We start from the raw sequence: 13,945 nt of genomic DNA on the forward strand, positions 1-13,945 counted from the left end.
GCGCACCATGCACGTGCCGGGCCGCCGGTCACTTTACGATACATTGCGTTACAGTGCACGAAATATTGGTAAATGTACACATTCCGCAACATTGTGGTGCGAGCCGCGTTGTCGCTCCTTGAAGCCTCCCTTTAGTATTTTTATCAACGGCCCTACTCCGCTGGCCGTCTTCAAATACCTAGAGAGAAAACCAATGCAAAGAGCACCACAATTCAAACGCACCTTGCTGGCCAGCGCCATCCTGCTGTTGGCCGCGCAAACCGCTTTCGCGCAATCGTCCACCGACAACGCCAGCAAAGCGGATGATCAACAAACCGTGGTCGTACTGGGCTCACGCTCGGTCGCCAAAACCGCGCTGGACACCTCGGCGCCGGTAGGCCTGATCGGCCTGAAAGACCTGCAAACCGCCGGCCCGCTGGAGCTGGGCAAGCTGCTGCAAACGCTGGACCCGTCGTTCAACTTCTCCACCACCTTCATCAGCGACGGCACCGACTCGATTCGTCCGGCCACCCTGCGTTCGCTGGGTCCTGACCAGGTGCTGGTGCTGATCAACGGCAAGCGCCGCCACCAGCAAGCGCTGGTCAACGTGCAGCAAACCATCGGCCGTGGTTCGGCCGGTACCGACATCAACGCCATCCCGCTGGCCGCCATCCACCACATCGAGGTGCTGCGCGACGGCGCCGCCGCCCAATATGGCTCGGACGCGATCGCAGGCGTGATCAACATCGTCCTCAAATCGAACATCGGCGAGACCGCGCTGAGCGGCCAGGTCGGCACCACCTCGGAAGGCGACGGCGACATGTACTCGGCCAGCGTCAATCGCGGCTTCGCGCTGGGCGACAACGGCGGCTACATCAACCTGACCGCCGAATGGCGCAAGCGCGGAGAGACCAACCGCGCCGGCCCGGACTCGCTGCGCGTGAGCCCACCGCGCGTGACCCAGCACATCGGTGACAGCAACACCAAGGACGCTTACCTGTGGTGGAACGGCTCCCTGCCGATCGACGCGCGCAGCGAGTTCTACGCCTTTGGCGGCGTCTCGCAGCGCAAGAGCGATTCGTATGGCTTCTTCCGCTCGGCCGGCGATGACCGCACCGTGCCGGCCGTGTACCCGAACGGCTTCCTGCCGGCCATCGACACCACCATCAAGGACGCCTCGTTCGCCTTCGGCTACCGCCGTGACCTGAGCGACACCTGGAAGGCCGACATCAGCATCAACTACGGCCAGAGCGAGCTGGCCTTCCACGAATCCAACAGCTTGAACGTCTCCTACTGGTACGAGCCGAAACCGGGTGGCGGCATCTACGCCGAATCGGCACGCGAAGCCGATACCGGCACGCTGAAATTCAACCAGCTGACCTTCAACGCCGACGTCAAGGGTCCGGTGCAACTGGGCGGCACCGAGGTGTCGCTGGCCACCGGCTTCGAATACCGCCAGGATAACTACCAGATCGTCGCCGGCGATCCGATCTCCTACCAGTACGGCCGCACCAACAACCCGGCCATCATCATCAAGACGCCGAGCGGCGCCACGGCGGCTGCCGGCATCCAGGGCTTCCCGGGCTACACGCCGGGTACCGCGGTGGATTCGGGCCGTCACAACATCGCCCTGTTCCTCGATGCCGAAACCAAGCCGGTGAAAGAGCTGACCCTGGGCGGCGCGGTGCGCTACGAAAAATACTCGGACTTCGGCGACACCGTCACCGGCAAGCTGAGTGCGCGCTTCGACCCGAGCAAGGAAGTTGGCTTCCGCGCCAGCGCCTCGACCGGCTTCCGCGCACCAAGCGTGCAGCAGGAGTTCTACAGCTCCGTGTCGACCAACCTGAATAACGGCGTGCTGACCGAAACCCTGACCGCGCGCCAAGGCAGCGCCGTGACCCAGGCCTTCGGCATCAAGCCGCTGAAAGAGGAAACCTCGACCAGCATCAGCGGCGGTATCGTGCTGCGTCCGGCGAAGAATATGTCGCTGACCGCCGATGCGTACCAGATCAAGATCAAGGACCGCATCGTGTTCTCCAGCGAGATCGCGCCTGAAGCCGGCGGCGGCCCGATCGCCAACATCCTGAAACCACTGGGCGTGGGCCAGGCACAGTTCTTCACCAACGCTGTCGACACCCGCACCCGTGGCCTGGACATCGTGGCGGAGCACACCACCAAGTTTGACGCTTCCACCCTGGTGCTGTCGGGCCAACTGGGCTTCAACAAGACCGAAGTGACCAAGCGCCACTCGACGTCTTCGGTGCTGAGCGGCGAGAAGCTGTTCGACCAGTCGCAAGTGACCCTGATCGAACGCGGCCAGCCACGCAAGCACCACGTGGTGGGCGCGGACTACACCGTGGGCCCATGGAACCTGAACGCACGCGCCAACTACTTCGGCGAAGTGTATGCTGAAAACTTCAGCCCACTGCAAAAGTGGGATGCGCGCTGGCTGGTGGACACCACCGTGCGCTACGCGTTCAGCAAGCGCACCTTCCTGGGCTTCGGCGTGAACAACGTGTTCAATCAGTTGCCTAACGAGTGGACCAACGGCGGCTCGTTCCCGAAACTGGGCTTCACCCGCTGCTGGGAAACCTGCCCTATCGGCGTGAACGGCCGCTCGTTCTACGTGCGTGCTGATACGGCGTTTTGATTGAACGGTTGGCGGCATACGCCGCAAGGTGGATCAATGCCGCCAACTGTTTGACCAGTCCTTCCATCTGCTCGGCGGGCACTTGTGCGTAGCCGAGCATCAAACCCTTCCATCCCGAATCTCCCTGCGTATCGTGCTGGCTTAGCGCGTTGACGGCGATGCCGTGCCGCTCCGCCTGCGCCGTGACCTCGACGTCGTCGATGCGCGCGTCGTTGAAGCGCAATGAGAGGTGCATGCCGGCCGAGCCGCCATGCACGGTGGCCACCGATCCCAGATGTTTTTGTAATGCGGCTACCAGTGCATCGCGGCGCTGGCGATACAGCCTGCGCATGCGGCGCAGGTGGCGCAGGAAATGACCGCTGCGCAGGAACTCCGCCAATGCCAGCTGCTCGGCCACGCGGCCGCGCGCGGACGATTGCGCCCGCATCTGCGCGAAGTCTCCGGCCAACCATGCCGGCACCACCACGAAACCGATGCGCAGCGAGGGGAACATGGTCTTGCTGAACGTGCCCAGATACACCACCGGCGCGTCCGGCGCCAGGCCTTGCATGGCGTGCAGCGGTGCGCCGTCGTGGCGGAATTCGCTGTCGTAGTCGTCTTCGATAATCAGCGCGCCGGCCGCGCGCGCGGCTTCAATCAACCCGTGGCGGCGACGCAGACCAAGCACGCTGCCGATCGGGTACTGGTGCGAGGGCGTGGTGTAGATCAGCTTTGGCGGGCGTAGCAGCCAGTCGTCGGGCTGTGGCGCTATGCCGTCATCGTCGACGTCGATGCCGGCCACCGCCAGCCCTGCGGCGCGCGCGGCTGCCAATGCGCCACCATAGCCAGGGTTCTCGATCCAGATGGTTTCGCCGGCGTCGGCCAGGGCGCGCATGCAGAGATCCAGACTACTCTGTGTGCCGTCGGTGATGAACACCTGGCTGGCGTCGCACAGCACGCCGCGCGAGGCGCGCAGGTGATCGGCAATCGCCTCGCGCAGCGGCGCTTCGCCGGCGGGATCGCCATAATTCAGCTGGAGCACCGTCATACCACGCAGCGCGCGCTCCAGCATGCGCCGCCACAGCGTTATAGGAAAGTGTTCCAGCGCCGGCACGCCAGGCACAAACGCGCCCATACGGTCAGCCTCGCCCGGCAACGGCCGCAGATTGCGTACCCGCTGCGACAAGCTCACCGGCGCCGCCCCCAGCCCTACCGCGCGCGTCGCCCCGCCTCGCACTGCCTCTACCGCTTCCGCCGCCTTCGCAACGCCGCCGCGCGCTGTCCTTGCGGCCTCCGCCGCCTTCGCCGCAGCGCGCCCTTGCGGCGCACGCCATGCCGCACCTTCCGCTGCTGGAGCGGTCAACGTCGCGACCACTGTGCCGCGACGGTCGCTGACCACATAGCCTTCACTGGTCAGCTGGTCGTATGCATACAGCACGGTGTTGCGCGCCACGCCCAGCTCCTCGGCCAGCGCGCGCGAGGCGGCGAGCCTGGTGCCGGCTGCCAGCGTGCCGTCGCGGATGGCCGTGCGCAGGCACTCATGCAGTATGCGCTGGCGCGGCCATCCCGCGTCGCCATGCCGCTCGGCATAACCATTAAACAGCAGCGAAAAATCCATTTCATGGCTCCATAAAATTTGCAATCCTTGGATCTATTGATAGAGCCAGTATTTCATTATATTGCGCTTTTATGAAAGGAAACCATGGCACCATCTGACCGCACCCGCATTCACCGCGTCGCCACCAACGCCCACTACGACACCGCCACCCTGCACGCCATCGTCGATGACGCCTACCTGTGCCACATCGCCTTCGCCGACGGCAAAGGCGCGCACTGCATCCCCACCGCCTGCTGGCGCGAAGGCGACCACCTGTACATCCACGGCTCCAACGGCAGCCGCATGGTCAAGCACCTGTTGGAAAACGAATGCTGCGTCACCATCACTCACCTCGATGGCCTGGTGCTGGCGCGCTCCGCCTTCAACCACTCGATGAACTACCGTTCGGCCATGATCTATGGCCGTTTTGAAGCGGTGGAAGGCGACGCCGCGCGCCACGCGATGGAAGCGTTGATGGAAAAGCTGGCGCCTGGCCGCCAGGCGGAGATCCGCCCCGGCTCCGACAAGGAATACGCCGCCACCACCGTGTTGCGCATCCCGCTGACCGAAGCCGCGTGCAAAATCCGCTCCGACGGCGTCGATGACGATCCCGAAGACCTCAACTGGCCAGTGTGGGCCGGCGTGCTGCCGTGGGCGCGCACGCCGCTGGCGCCACAGCCGGACGCCGCCTGCACCTTGCCTGAACCTGATTATGTAAGCCGGTGGATTTTATGTAGTTAAGTTACATAATCTTCTTGTATTATGTATCACAAATACAACTTCGCTCGACTACAAAGGCGAAGTAGTCGACCAAAACCCTGTTTCGGCACAAACATTGTTTGACCGACATTCTAGTTTTAATATAAGATCGAACTCAAGCGTCGCAAGAACGCGCCAATTCGACAACCCTGGAGACTACAATGCAGCTCAATCAACCACAGTGCGGCCTGCGTGCCGCGCTGCCGCTCAGCCCTGTCGCCGCCGCCTGCGCGGTGCTGATTTCCGCCCTTTCCGCGCCGGTCCACGCGGAAAACGCCGCCGACACGCCACAAGCCAGCGACGCCGCCCCAACCACCGTAGTGGTGGCCGGCATCCGGCGCGGCATCGAAGACGCTATCTCGGTCAAGAAGGATTCGACCTCCATCGTTGAAACCATCTCCGCCGAAGACATCGGCAAACTGCCTGACGTGTCGATCGCCGAATCGATCGCCCGCCTGCCAGGCCTGGCGGCGCAGCGCGTGGCCGGCCGTGCGCAAGTGATCTCGATTCGCGGCCTGTCGCCGGACTTCGGCACCACGCTGCTGAACGGCCGTGAGCAGGTCAGCACCGGCGACAACCGCAGCGTTGAATTCGACCAGTACCCATCCGAGCTGCTGAGCGCCGTCACCATCTACAAAACCCCGGACGCGGGCCTGATCGGCCAAGGCCTGTCCGGCACCATCGACATGCAGACCGTGCGCCCGCTGGCATTCAGCGGCCGTAACTTCTCGATCAACGCACGCGGCGAGAAAAACTCGCTGGGCAAGATCGCCAACGCCAAGGACACCGGCCACCGCGTCAGCGCCAGCTATATCGACCAGTTTGCGAACCGCACGGTCGGTGTGGCGCTGGGCATCGCCCATCTGGAATCGCCTATCCTCGATCACGAGACCGGCACCTACGAGCCATTCTCACAAAGCGCGGTATCGGGCGTCCCGGCCGGCACCTTCATCACCGCCGGCGTGAAGTCGCTGGCCAAGAGCGGCGTGCTGAAACGCACTGGCCTGATCGGCGTGCTGGAATACCGTCCATCGAAAATGTGGACCAGCACCGTCGACATCTTCGCCTCGGAATTCAAGCAGGTCGACACCAACAACCAGTTCGAAGTGAACCTGGGCGGCTACAACGGCAGCAACAACCCGGTCGGCTTCAACTACCAGACCGTGAACGTGGTGAACGGCACGCTGCTGGGCGGCACCGCCACCGGCGCCTACCCGCTGGTGCGCGGTCAGTACAACAACCGTCAGGATCAGATCCGCACCGCTGGCTGGGCCAACCGCTTCAACTTCGGCAGCTGGACCCTGCTGGCCGATGCCAACTACTCGCGCGCCAAGCGTGACGAGACCTACCTGGAAAACAATCTGCAACTGCAAAGCGCCACCGGCGGCGCCTTCAACGATCCGCTGATGACGGTGGGCTGGAAGACCGGCGACTTCGCCACCATCCACGGCACGCTGGATTACAGCAATCCGGCCAAGCTGTTGACCGGTAACTCGATCTACGGCTACGGCAGCACTTACTCGCCGCATCTGGTCGACACGCTGAAGAGCTTCAAACTGGTGGCCACCGTGCCGGTGCCGGATGCGCTGGAGAGCATGTTCCACAACGTCGATGTCGGCATCAACCATAGCAACCGCACCAAGACCAAGCGCCAGCCTTCGGGCCAGCTGTTCGCCAAAGGGAATCCGACCATCTCCAGCGACCTGCTGTACGCGCCGGTGGACCTGGGCTTCGCCGGTTCGGGCATTGTGCCGTCGTGGAATGTACCGGCGGTGATCGCCAAGTACTTCGATCCGATCAACTACAGCCTGGCCAACAACGCCGGCACCATCAGCCGCGCGTGGGACGTGACCGAGAAGATCACCACCAGCTTTGTGCGCGCCAATATCGATTCGGACCTGGGTGGCGTTTCGCTGCGCGGTAACGTCGGCGCGCAGCTGGTGCACACCAACCAGTCGTCGGAATCGCTGTATGCGGACAACGGCGGTGCGGCGCATCCGATCAGCGACGGCAAGAGCTACAACGACGTGCTGCCTAGCGTGAACCTGGCCTTCGGCCTGGCCAACGACCAGACCCTGCGCGTCTCGCTGGCCAAGCAGATCGCCCGTCCGCGCGTGGACCAGCTGAATGCAGGCTTCAACTTCACCGTCGATACCGGCAGCCGCCTGCCTAGCGGCAGCGGCGGCAACACCAAGCTCGATCCATGGAAAGCCAAGGCGTTCGACGTATCATGGGAAAAGTACTTCGCCAAGAAGGGCTATGTGGCGCTGGCGGGCTTCTACAAAAAGCTCGACACCTACATCTACACCTTCTCCGACACGCGCGACTTCTCGCAGTACACGGCCGGCACCATCGCCATCACCAACCAGGGCCAGTACACCACCGCCTACAACGGCAATGGCGGCACGCTGAAAGGTGCGGAGCTGTCGGTATCGGTGCCGTTTGAAATGCTGACGCCAGCGCTGGACGGCTTCGGCGTGCTGGCTTCGACCTCGTACACCGAGAGCCATATCGACATCAAGGAAGTCAACTCCACCATCGGCAAGATCCCGCTGCCTGGCCTGTCGCGCAACGTCACCAACTTGACGCTGTATTACGAAAAAGCCGGCTTCTCGACCCGCGTGAGCACCCGCAAGCGATCCGACTACGTCGGCGAGATCGGCAACTTCGCCGGCGACCGTCAACTGCGCTATGTGGTGGGCGATCATCCGGTCGACTTCCAGATCGGCTACACCTTCAACGAAGGCGCATACAAAGGCCTGGGCGTTCTGCTGCAAGTGAACAACCTGACCAACGAGGCGTATGAAACCTACGCTAACAGCAAGGACCGTCAGCTGGAATATGCGAAGTACGGTCGCACTGTCCTGTTTGGGCTGAACTACAAGTTCTAAGTCCGGCCAAGGACGCCGGCCCGGTTGTATGGGCCGGCTTTAGCCCTGCGCTTCGCGTGCAGGGCTTTTTTCAGCGCTTTGCTCACGATACCAAAGGGCCAGCATGGACAACGCAAACAGCACCGCAAAAGGCGCGGCCGGCAAGCGCCGCCCCGCCGGTACACCGGCATCCTCCGCGCCGCCGTCCGCCAGCGCCGCCGTTCCCGGCGCCCGCGCTGCGTTCGCAGCATTCCCCGTGATCGGCGCATTCACAGCAATCGCCGCTGTCCCACTCGCGGCCCCACCCGCTGCCCCGTTCGTCGGCCCACCCGCCGCCCACCCCGCCGCCTTGATCGCTGGCGCCGAGCGCGCGGCGTATAACGCGGTGGCTTCGTGGCGCAGCGCGCGTTGCCAGGCCGGCCAGTCGTTGGCGGCGTAGATGTACTCCGCTCCCGGCGCCTCCATGCCCTTCGCGCTGAACTTGATCCATCCCGCCTTCCGTGGCCAGAACGCCGCGCACACGCCATCCGCCTTGTCCGCGCGCGTCTGCAAAGCCATCATTCCATCGCCTGCGGCCGTCAGCGCCACGCCAGCCTTCACGCCCTGCGCGCATACCTCGCTGCGCAATCCCGGCACGGGCATCGGGTCGTTCAACTGCCAAACGGTTTTCCGCACGCTATCCAGCGCAATCCTGTCCATCGCCGATTGCCACCACAACGCCAGCGACTGCGGTGCGCTGATCGCATGTTTGTGCCAATCCGTCACACCAAGCCACACCACGCGCCCCTTGCCGACAGCACGGCTCCACATCCACGGCTGCTGCTTGCCATCGCGCGCCAGCACCGACCAAGGATCGGCCGCATTCTCCGCCGGATTCAATCCCGCCGGCGACATGGCCAGCGCGCCAAACTGACGCACATCCTCTTTCTCCGTGGTCGGCGACTGCGGATGCAGCATCAAACCAAAATCCCGCTGCCACACGCCGACATCCGCAGCATTCCCGCCCAACACCACCAGCGGCACGCCCTGCCCCACCTGCGCCAGCAAACTCCCTCGCGCCGAAGGGCTCAGATGCTCAACATACGCCGCATCGACAAACATCGCATTCGGCGCAGTGAGCGGCGCACGCGCGGTCTCGCTGCGTGTGATGGCTTTGCCGAGCGTGACATTCCAGTCCAATATCGCGCCGCCGTCCGACAACAACTGATTCAACGTGCGCGCATCGAACGACGGTGCATCGAAGCGGCCCTGTATTTGCAAGGACACCGGCTCATGCACCTGCAAGGGAACCGGCCCTTGTGCGATAGTCTTGCCGGCGGCATCCAGCATGCGCGCTTGAAGCACCATGTTCTCCACCACCGGCGGCAGCCACTGCACCGCCGCCTGCGCCGACGAAGACGGACCGGAATCCGCCAGCACTTGCTTATTCTCGGCCAGCAGTTGCAAGCGCCATCCAGCCTGCGCTGGCGAACGGCGCACCGACAATGTGAAAATACGGCCCAGCGAAATCGAACGTGGGAAGTCGAGCCACAGCAAGTCGGCAGGCGCAGGCTTCCATTGCAGCGGACGCGCAGGCAGATCGCGCCACTCCGCCTCACGTACACCGTCACCACTCAGCGTGATGGCGCTGGCGGCGGGAATCGCCAGCCGGTCGGCATCGCTGATGCGGCCCGCTTCGGTGTTGACGGCCAGCGGCGCGGCAGCGGCAGCCGGCATGCGCATGTCGGCCAGCGATACCGCCAGCGCGGCGCCAGCCATGCCGGCCAATGCGGCGTTCAGCCACTGCTTCTTGCGGCCATACAGCGCGGCGCTGATCGCGCCAGCCGCCGCGACGGCCAGCGGTGGCGCTATCGCCGCGAAATCGGTAGCGATGATCATTTTGCTTGCTCCTTGCCGCTCCACGCCTTGCTGAACGGCGTCTCCGCCGAAGGACGTGCCTGCAGCAGCACCGGCGCATCGGCCAGCGTGCCACGCAGCCAGGCGCGCAGCTCGGCGCGGCATGGCACGCAGCCGTCCTGCACGTCCTGCACCGTGCGCTGGGCGCTGAGCTTTTGTTCCTGGTCGGTGATGCGTGCGCCGATGGTGTCGCGCGCAGCCTTGCTCCACAATGCCGGCAGGGCGCCGTCTTGCGACAGGGCTTGCACCAGATCGCGCACCTCGGCCGGCACACTGTCGTTGGCCGCGCCCTGTTCGCGCTTGTAGCTCATGGCGCCGACAATGTCGCCGGTCATGCGCTTTTCTTCTTTCAATGCCGGCGGCGCAAACGCGGTGCGGTGCAGGTAGACGCGTTCGGCGGATTGCAGTTCCTTGATCGCTTCCAGCGCCTTGTATTCCGGCGGCAGCGCGGTCTTGGGCGAAATGGCACGCAAAGCTTTTTCGGCATCCCACATGGCGGCCAGTGCGCGGCGCAGGATGGCTTTGGTTTGCGGGTCGAAGATGGTGGCGTTGCCTTCCTGGTCATGGGCGTGACCAAAGGCTTTCATGACGGAGATTTCGCTGCCCGGACGTTCGGGGGCGCCGCCGCTTTCGTGGTGTTCTTCGTGTTCTTCTTCGCCGAACAGGCTGGATTCTTCGCCGAGGAACTGGCCGTAGCGCAGACGCAGTTTGGTCTGGTCGGCGGCGATGGTTTCGCTGCGGTTGCGCAGGGTGGCGGCCGGCATGTCGCGATGGGCTTTCAGGTCAGCGACCAGTTGTTCGGTGTCGATGATGATCTGGCGTTGGCTGCGCAGGTTTTCCGGTTTGGTCATGGTCGGCAGCGCGGTGGAGTCGAGGCTTTCGGCGTCCGGGCCGGGAAGGCGCAGGGTGTAGGTTGGCGATTGCGCGATGTGCGGACTTGGGGCGTTGTCGGTGGCGCGCACGAAGAAGTAGAGTTCATCGCCGGGTTCCATGCCGAGTTCCGCCAGCGTCCACTGTTTTCTCCAGTCGCGTTTTTTGGGATCGGCGGATTGTGGCAGCGGGACTTCCTTGTCGCTGAAGCGGATGTTTTCGCCACTGCCTCGTGCGAGGGTCATGTGCAGGCTGGCGCGGGTGATGGCGTAATCGTCTTTGGCGCTGACGGAGAGCTGGACGGTTTTGGCGTCTTTCGCCAGCAGGTGGATTAGTTCATTTGGTTCGGCGATGGTGACTTGTGGCGGCTGGTCTGGTGTGACACGGATGTTGTAGCGGGTGCCGCGGATGCGCCAGAACAGCGAGTCTTCAATGCGGAGTTTTGCGCAGTCGGGCGTCACGGGAAGTGTCTGGCCGTCGCCCAGTTCGACCACGGGCTGTGCGCCGCGCGGGTTGTTGATGCACCAGCGGACTTCGGAGTACTGCGGGATCTGGATGTCGCGGGCGCCGGTCTCGAAGGCGGCGACACCGGTGTATGCGGGCGGTGTCACGCGCAGGTGGACTTCGCCGTCGACGATGGGCTTGTTGGCTTGCATGGCTTGCGGTGGCGCGGCGGGAGCGGTTTGCTTGCCGTGCCATGCGGCGGCACTGCCGGCGGCCAGCAAGCTGAGAACGAGCGGCAGGATGGCGAAGCGGGTGCGCTTGCGGGCGATGGATTTGTAGTCGTCGGCTGTGAGTATGTCGGCCAGGCGGGCTTGCAGGCGTTGTTGCTGGAGTTTTGCGATGGATGTTCGGGCTTCTTCGGCCAGCAGGGTGCTGCTGTCCTCGAGTTGCGGGATGGCTTCGTTCAGCCAGGACGGCCATTGCTGGTTGATGCGGTGGCGCCAGCGCGCGGCGTCTACAGCGATCCAGACGAGACAAAGCGCCGTTGCGGCCAGCGCGAATAGCCATGCGGCGGTTGGCGCGGTGGCCCCGGCTGCGGCCGCGCCGCCGGCGGTAGCCGCGGCGCTGGCGGCGATGGGCGCAGCGGCGGCTGTGGTGGTGGCGGTCGTCGTCGCGGTGGCGGGGTGCAGGGCGATGGCGGCGATGGCCAGTGGCGCGAGGATGGCCAGCCATTGCGGCGCCCGGCGGCGCAGGATGGCGGTCCAGAGGCGGCTGCGCAGGTGGTCAGTGGCGCCGGGCATGGGTGAGTATCCGTTCGATCATGAAGAGGGCCAGCAGAGCCAGGGCGAGCCAGCTAGCAGGCTTGGCGTCACCGATGGCGGGCAGCGAGTTGCGTGCAGCGGTGAAGGTTTGCGATGGCGTTGGGTAGGCTGGCGCGGGCGCAGCGGCCAGCAGTTGCCAGGCTTCATACAGCGCGCGGGCAGTGTCGGCGTCGCGCGGCGGGAAGGCCTCCGAAGTCCACAGGCGGCCGCGTGGCGAGTCGGCGTATTTCAGCGTGATGCCGTTGATCGTCAGAGAGGCAGCGTTGGCCAACTCGGGGAAGGTGGCCGGCAGCGGCGAGGCGGCAGCGGCCGATGGCGCGGTGGCCGATTGCGCTGTGGCCGATTGCGCTGTGGCCGATTGCGCTGTGGCCGATTGCGCGGTGACCGATTGCGCGGTGACCGATTGCGCGGTGGCCGGCGCAGTGGCGATCCACCAGTGAGGAGCGCGCAAACTGTCGGGCGGCGCGGTGTTTGGCGTGTCCCAGACAATCAGCGTGGCCTTGGCATCCGGTTCAGGGACGAGCACATAGTGGGCGACGCCTTCGCCGGCGCTGCCGAAGGCGGCAAACAGGGAGCGCCATGCGGCGGCGCGCGTGTCCGGTACCGCCAGTGCAACGCGACGTTCGATCGGCGCGGCCGACGGCGTACTTGCAGAAAGTGGAACGGCTTGCGTTCGCAGTTCCAGGTGGTGGTTATATTGCGGCAGTCGGGCCGGCATGGCGAGTTGGTTGGCGCGAGCGATGATCAGAAGGCGAGCGTCGGCGCGCCAATCGCGTTCGTTGGCGCGCAGCCATTGCAGAGCGTTGGGCGGCAATCCCACACGAGAGGCGGCGCTAAAGCCGGCGGCGGCGATTTCTTTTTCTGCCCACGATTTGTCTACGCCAGCATCGACCAACACAGTATCGCCGCGCCACGGGAAGATGGTCGCGGCCAGCCAGGCGATCAACGCCACCAGCATCAGGCAGCGCACCACCAGCAGCACTTTGTCGCGCCATTGCCAGATGCGCAGTTGCTCCGGTGGCGCGGATGGCAGGAAGTGCGCGGTGGCCAGCAGTTCGGCCTTGATGCGCTGACGCTTCTGGCGATGCCACCACACCGGCAGCAACAGCACCGGCAGCGCCAGCCACCACAAAGGATAGGAACTCAAGATCATTTAGCCCGCGCTCCCGCAAGCTGCAACCAGCTGCGCAATACGCCATGCAAGGGCTGCTCGATGCGCGCCTCGTAGTGGACGATGTTGTGTTGACGGCAGTTGCCCGCCACGCCATCGAAGTGCGCACGGCTTTGCTGTTTGTAGGATTCGCGGTCGGCATTGCTCATGCGGTGCAAGCCATCGCTCTGCTCCGGGTCGCGATATCCGGCGCCGGATTTGAACGAGGCGTCGACTTCGGCCTGCGTGCGCAGGGTCAGTAGCCGCACGTCGTGGCGCATGTTGCGCAGGCGGAGCAAGGCTTCGCTCAGCGGCGATGGCCAGTCGAGAAAGTCGCTGGCAGCGAAGATCATGCTGGGCGAGCGGGCGAAGTGCAGGCTGGCGCGCAGCGTTTCGGCAGATGGCAGGCTGCCTTCTGGTTCGGCCTTGTTCAGCGCGGCCAGTACGCGCTGTAGTTGGCGCGGTCCGCGCGCGGCAGGCATGAATTCCACTTTGCCGCCGGTGCAGATCACAAGGCCGAAGGCGTCGCCCTGGCGTTGGGCGATGGCGGCCACGCAGGCCAGCACGGTGCGCGCGAACCAGAGTTTGTCGATGCCGTTGATGTCGCGGCTTGGCTCCGCCATCGAGGCGGTGGCGTCCAGCCAGAGCCAGACGGCCACGTGGCTGTCGCGCTCCGCTTCGCGCACAAAGTAGCGGTCGGCGCGGGCCAGCAGCTTCCAGTCCACGCGGCGCCATTCGTCGCCGGGGGCGTAGGCACGGTATTCGGAGAACTCGACACCGGCGCCGCGCTCCCGGCCAGCGTGGATGCCATGACCCGGACCCGCCAGCACGTGACGGATCACCAGGTCCATATCCTTGGTCTGGGCCATCATGGCGGTCATGGCGCCGGCCGATGCCGGGCCGGCGGCCGGCTTCGTGGATGAGAGCATG

At 64.6% G+C, this 13,945-nt stretch carries 8 protein-coding genes; 3 read left to right on the forward strand and 5 right to left on the reverse strand.

All coding sequences use genetic code 11. The features are described 5' to 3' along the window. Positions 1 to 193 precede the first annotated feature (193 nt). Positions 194 to 2,629: a TonB-dependent receptor plug domain-containing protein gene (locus GM676_RS18080; RefSeq protein WP_155465184.1), complete on the forward strand. Its 2,436-nt coding sequence runs from the start codon at positions 194 to 196 to the stop codon at positions 2,627 to 2,629. Here the strand turns inward: GM676_RS18080 and pdxR are convergent. Next, positions 2,577 to 4,226, reverse strand: coding sequence for a MocR-like pyridoxine biosynthesis transcription factor PdxR (gene pdxR, locus GM676_RS18085; RefSeq protein WP_155465185.1), 1,650 nt, complete (start codon positions 4,224 to 4,226; stop codon positions 2,577 to 2,579). The genes GM676_RS18080 and pdxR overlap by 53 nt on opposite strands. A gap of 84 nt (positions 4,227 to 4,310) precedes the next feature. On the opposite strand from pdxR, the gene GM676_RS18090 reads away from it, so the two are divergent. Both GM676_RS18090 and GM676_RS18095 read left to right on the forward strand, forming a co-directional pair. Further along, a complete protein-coding gene (locus GM676_RS18090) occupies positions 4,311 to 4,946 on the forward strand; it encodes a pyridoxamine 5'-phosphate oxidase family protein (RefSeq protein ID WP_155465186.1) in 636 nt (211 codons plus the stop codon). A gap of 179 nt (positions 4,947 to 5,125) precedes the next feature. After that, entirely contained in the window at positions 5,126 to 7,855 is a 2,730-nt protein-coding gene (locus tag GM676_RS18095) for a TonB-dependent receptor (RefSeq protein WP_155465187.1), read from the forward strand. Between the two features lie 39 nt (positions 7,856 to 7,894). On the opposite strand, the gene GM676_RS18100 is transcribed toward GM676_RS18095, so the two are convergent. Genes GM676_RS18100 through GM676_RS18115 form a run of 4 tightly spaced genes read right to left on the reverse strand, consistent with a single transcriptional unit; the run spans position 7,895 to position 13,944 of the window. Beyond that, positions 7,895 to 9,712, reverse strand: coding sequence for a hypothetical protein (locus GM676_RS18100; RefSeq protein ID WP_229262755.1), 1,818 nt, complete (start codon positions 9,710 to 9,712; stop codon positions 7,895 to 7,897). After that, a complete protein-coding gene (locus GM676_RS18105; RefSeq protein ID WP_155465188.1) occupies positions 9,709 to 11,844 on the reverse strand; it encodes a DUF4175 family protein in 2,136 nt (711 codons plus the stop codon). Before GM676_RS18105 ends, GM676_RS18100 begins: the two co-directional genes overlap by 4 nt. Continuing rightward, positions 11,828 to 13,018, reverse strand: a complete 1,191-nt coding sequence (locus GM676_RS18110) for a hypothetical protein (RefSeq protein WP_155465189.1) — start codon at positions 13,016 to 13,018, stop codon at positions 11,828 to 11,830. The genes GM676_RS18105 and GM676_RS18110 overlap by 17 nt, the downstream gene beginning before the upstream one ends. Then, positions 13,015 to 13,944 (reverse strand): DUF58 domain-containing protein, encoded by a 930-nt coding sequence (locus GM676_RS18115; RefSeq protein WP_155465190.1) that lies wholly within the window; start codon positions 13,942 to 13,944, stop codon positions 13,015 to 13,017. The genes GM676_RS18110 and GM676_RS18115 overlap by 4 nt, the downstream gene beginning before the upstream one ends. Between the last annotated feature and the right edge of the window lies 1 nt (position 13,945).

The organism is Duganella radicis (assembly GCF_009720825.1).
Lineage (GTDB): Bacteria > Pseudomonadota > Gammaproteobacteria > Burkholderiales > Burkholderiaceae_D > Rugamonas > Rugamonas radicis.

Coding starts and splice junctions, on each gene's coding strand:
- GM676_RS18110 (WP_155465189.1), bottom strand. CDS start 13,018: ATGATCTTGAGTTCCTATCCTTTGTGGTGGCTGGCGCTGCCGGTGCTG.
- GM676_RS18095 (WP_155465187.1), top strand. CDS start 5,126: ATGCAGCTCAATCAACCACAGTGCGGCCTGCGTGCCGCGCTGCCGCTC.
- pdxR (WP_155465185.1), bottom strand. CDS start 4,226: ATGGATTTTTCGCTGCTGTTTAATGGTTATGCCGAGCGGCATGGCGAC.
- GM676_RS18105 (WP_155465188.1), bottom strand. CDS start 11,844: ATGCCCGGCGCCACTGACCACCTGCGCAGCCGCCTCTGGACCGCCATC.
- GM676_RS18090 (WP_155465186.1), top strand. CDS start 4,311: ATGGCACCATCTGACCGCACCCGCATTCACCGCGTCGCCACCAACGCC.
- GM676_RS18080 (WP_155465184.1), top strand. CDS start 194: ATGCAAAGAGCACCACAATTCAAACGCACCTTGCTGGCCAGCGCCATC.
- GM676_RS18100 (WP_229262755.1), bottom strand. CDS start 9,712: ATGATCATCGCTACCGATTTCGCGGCGATAGCGCCACCGCTGGCCGTC.
- GM676_RS18115 (WP_155465190.1), bottom strand. CDS start 13,944: ATGCTCTCATCCACGAAGCCGGCCGCCGGCCCGGCATCGGCCGGCGCC.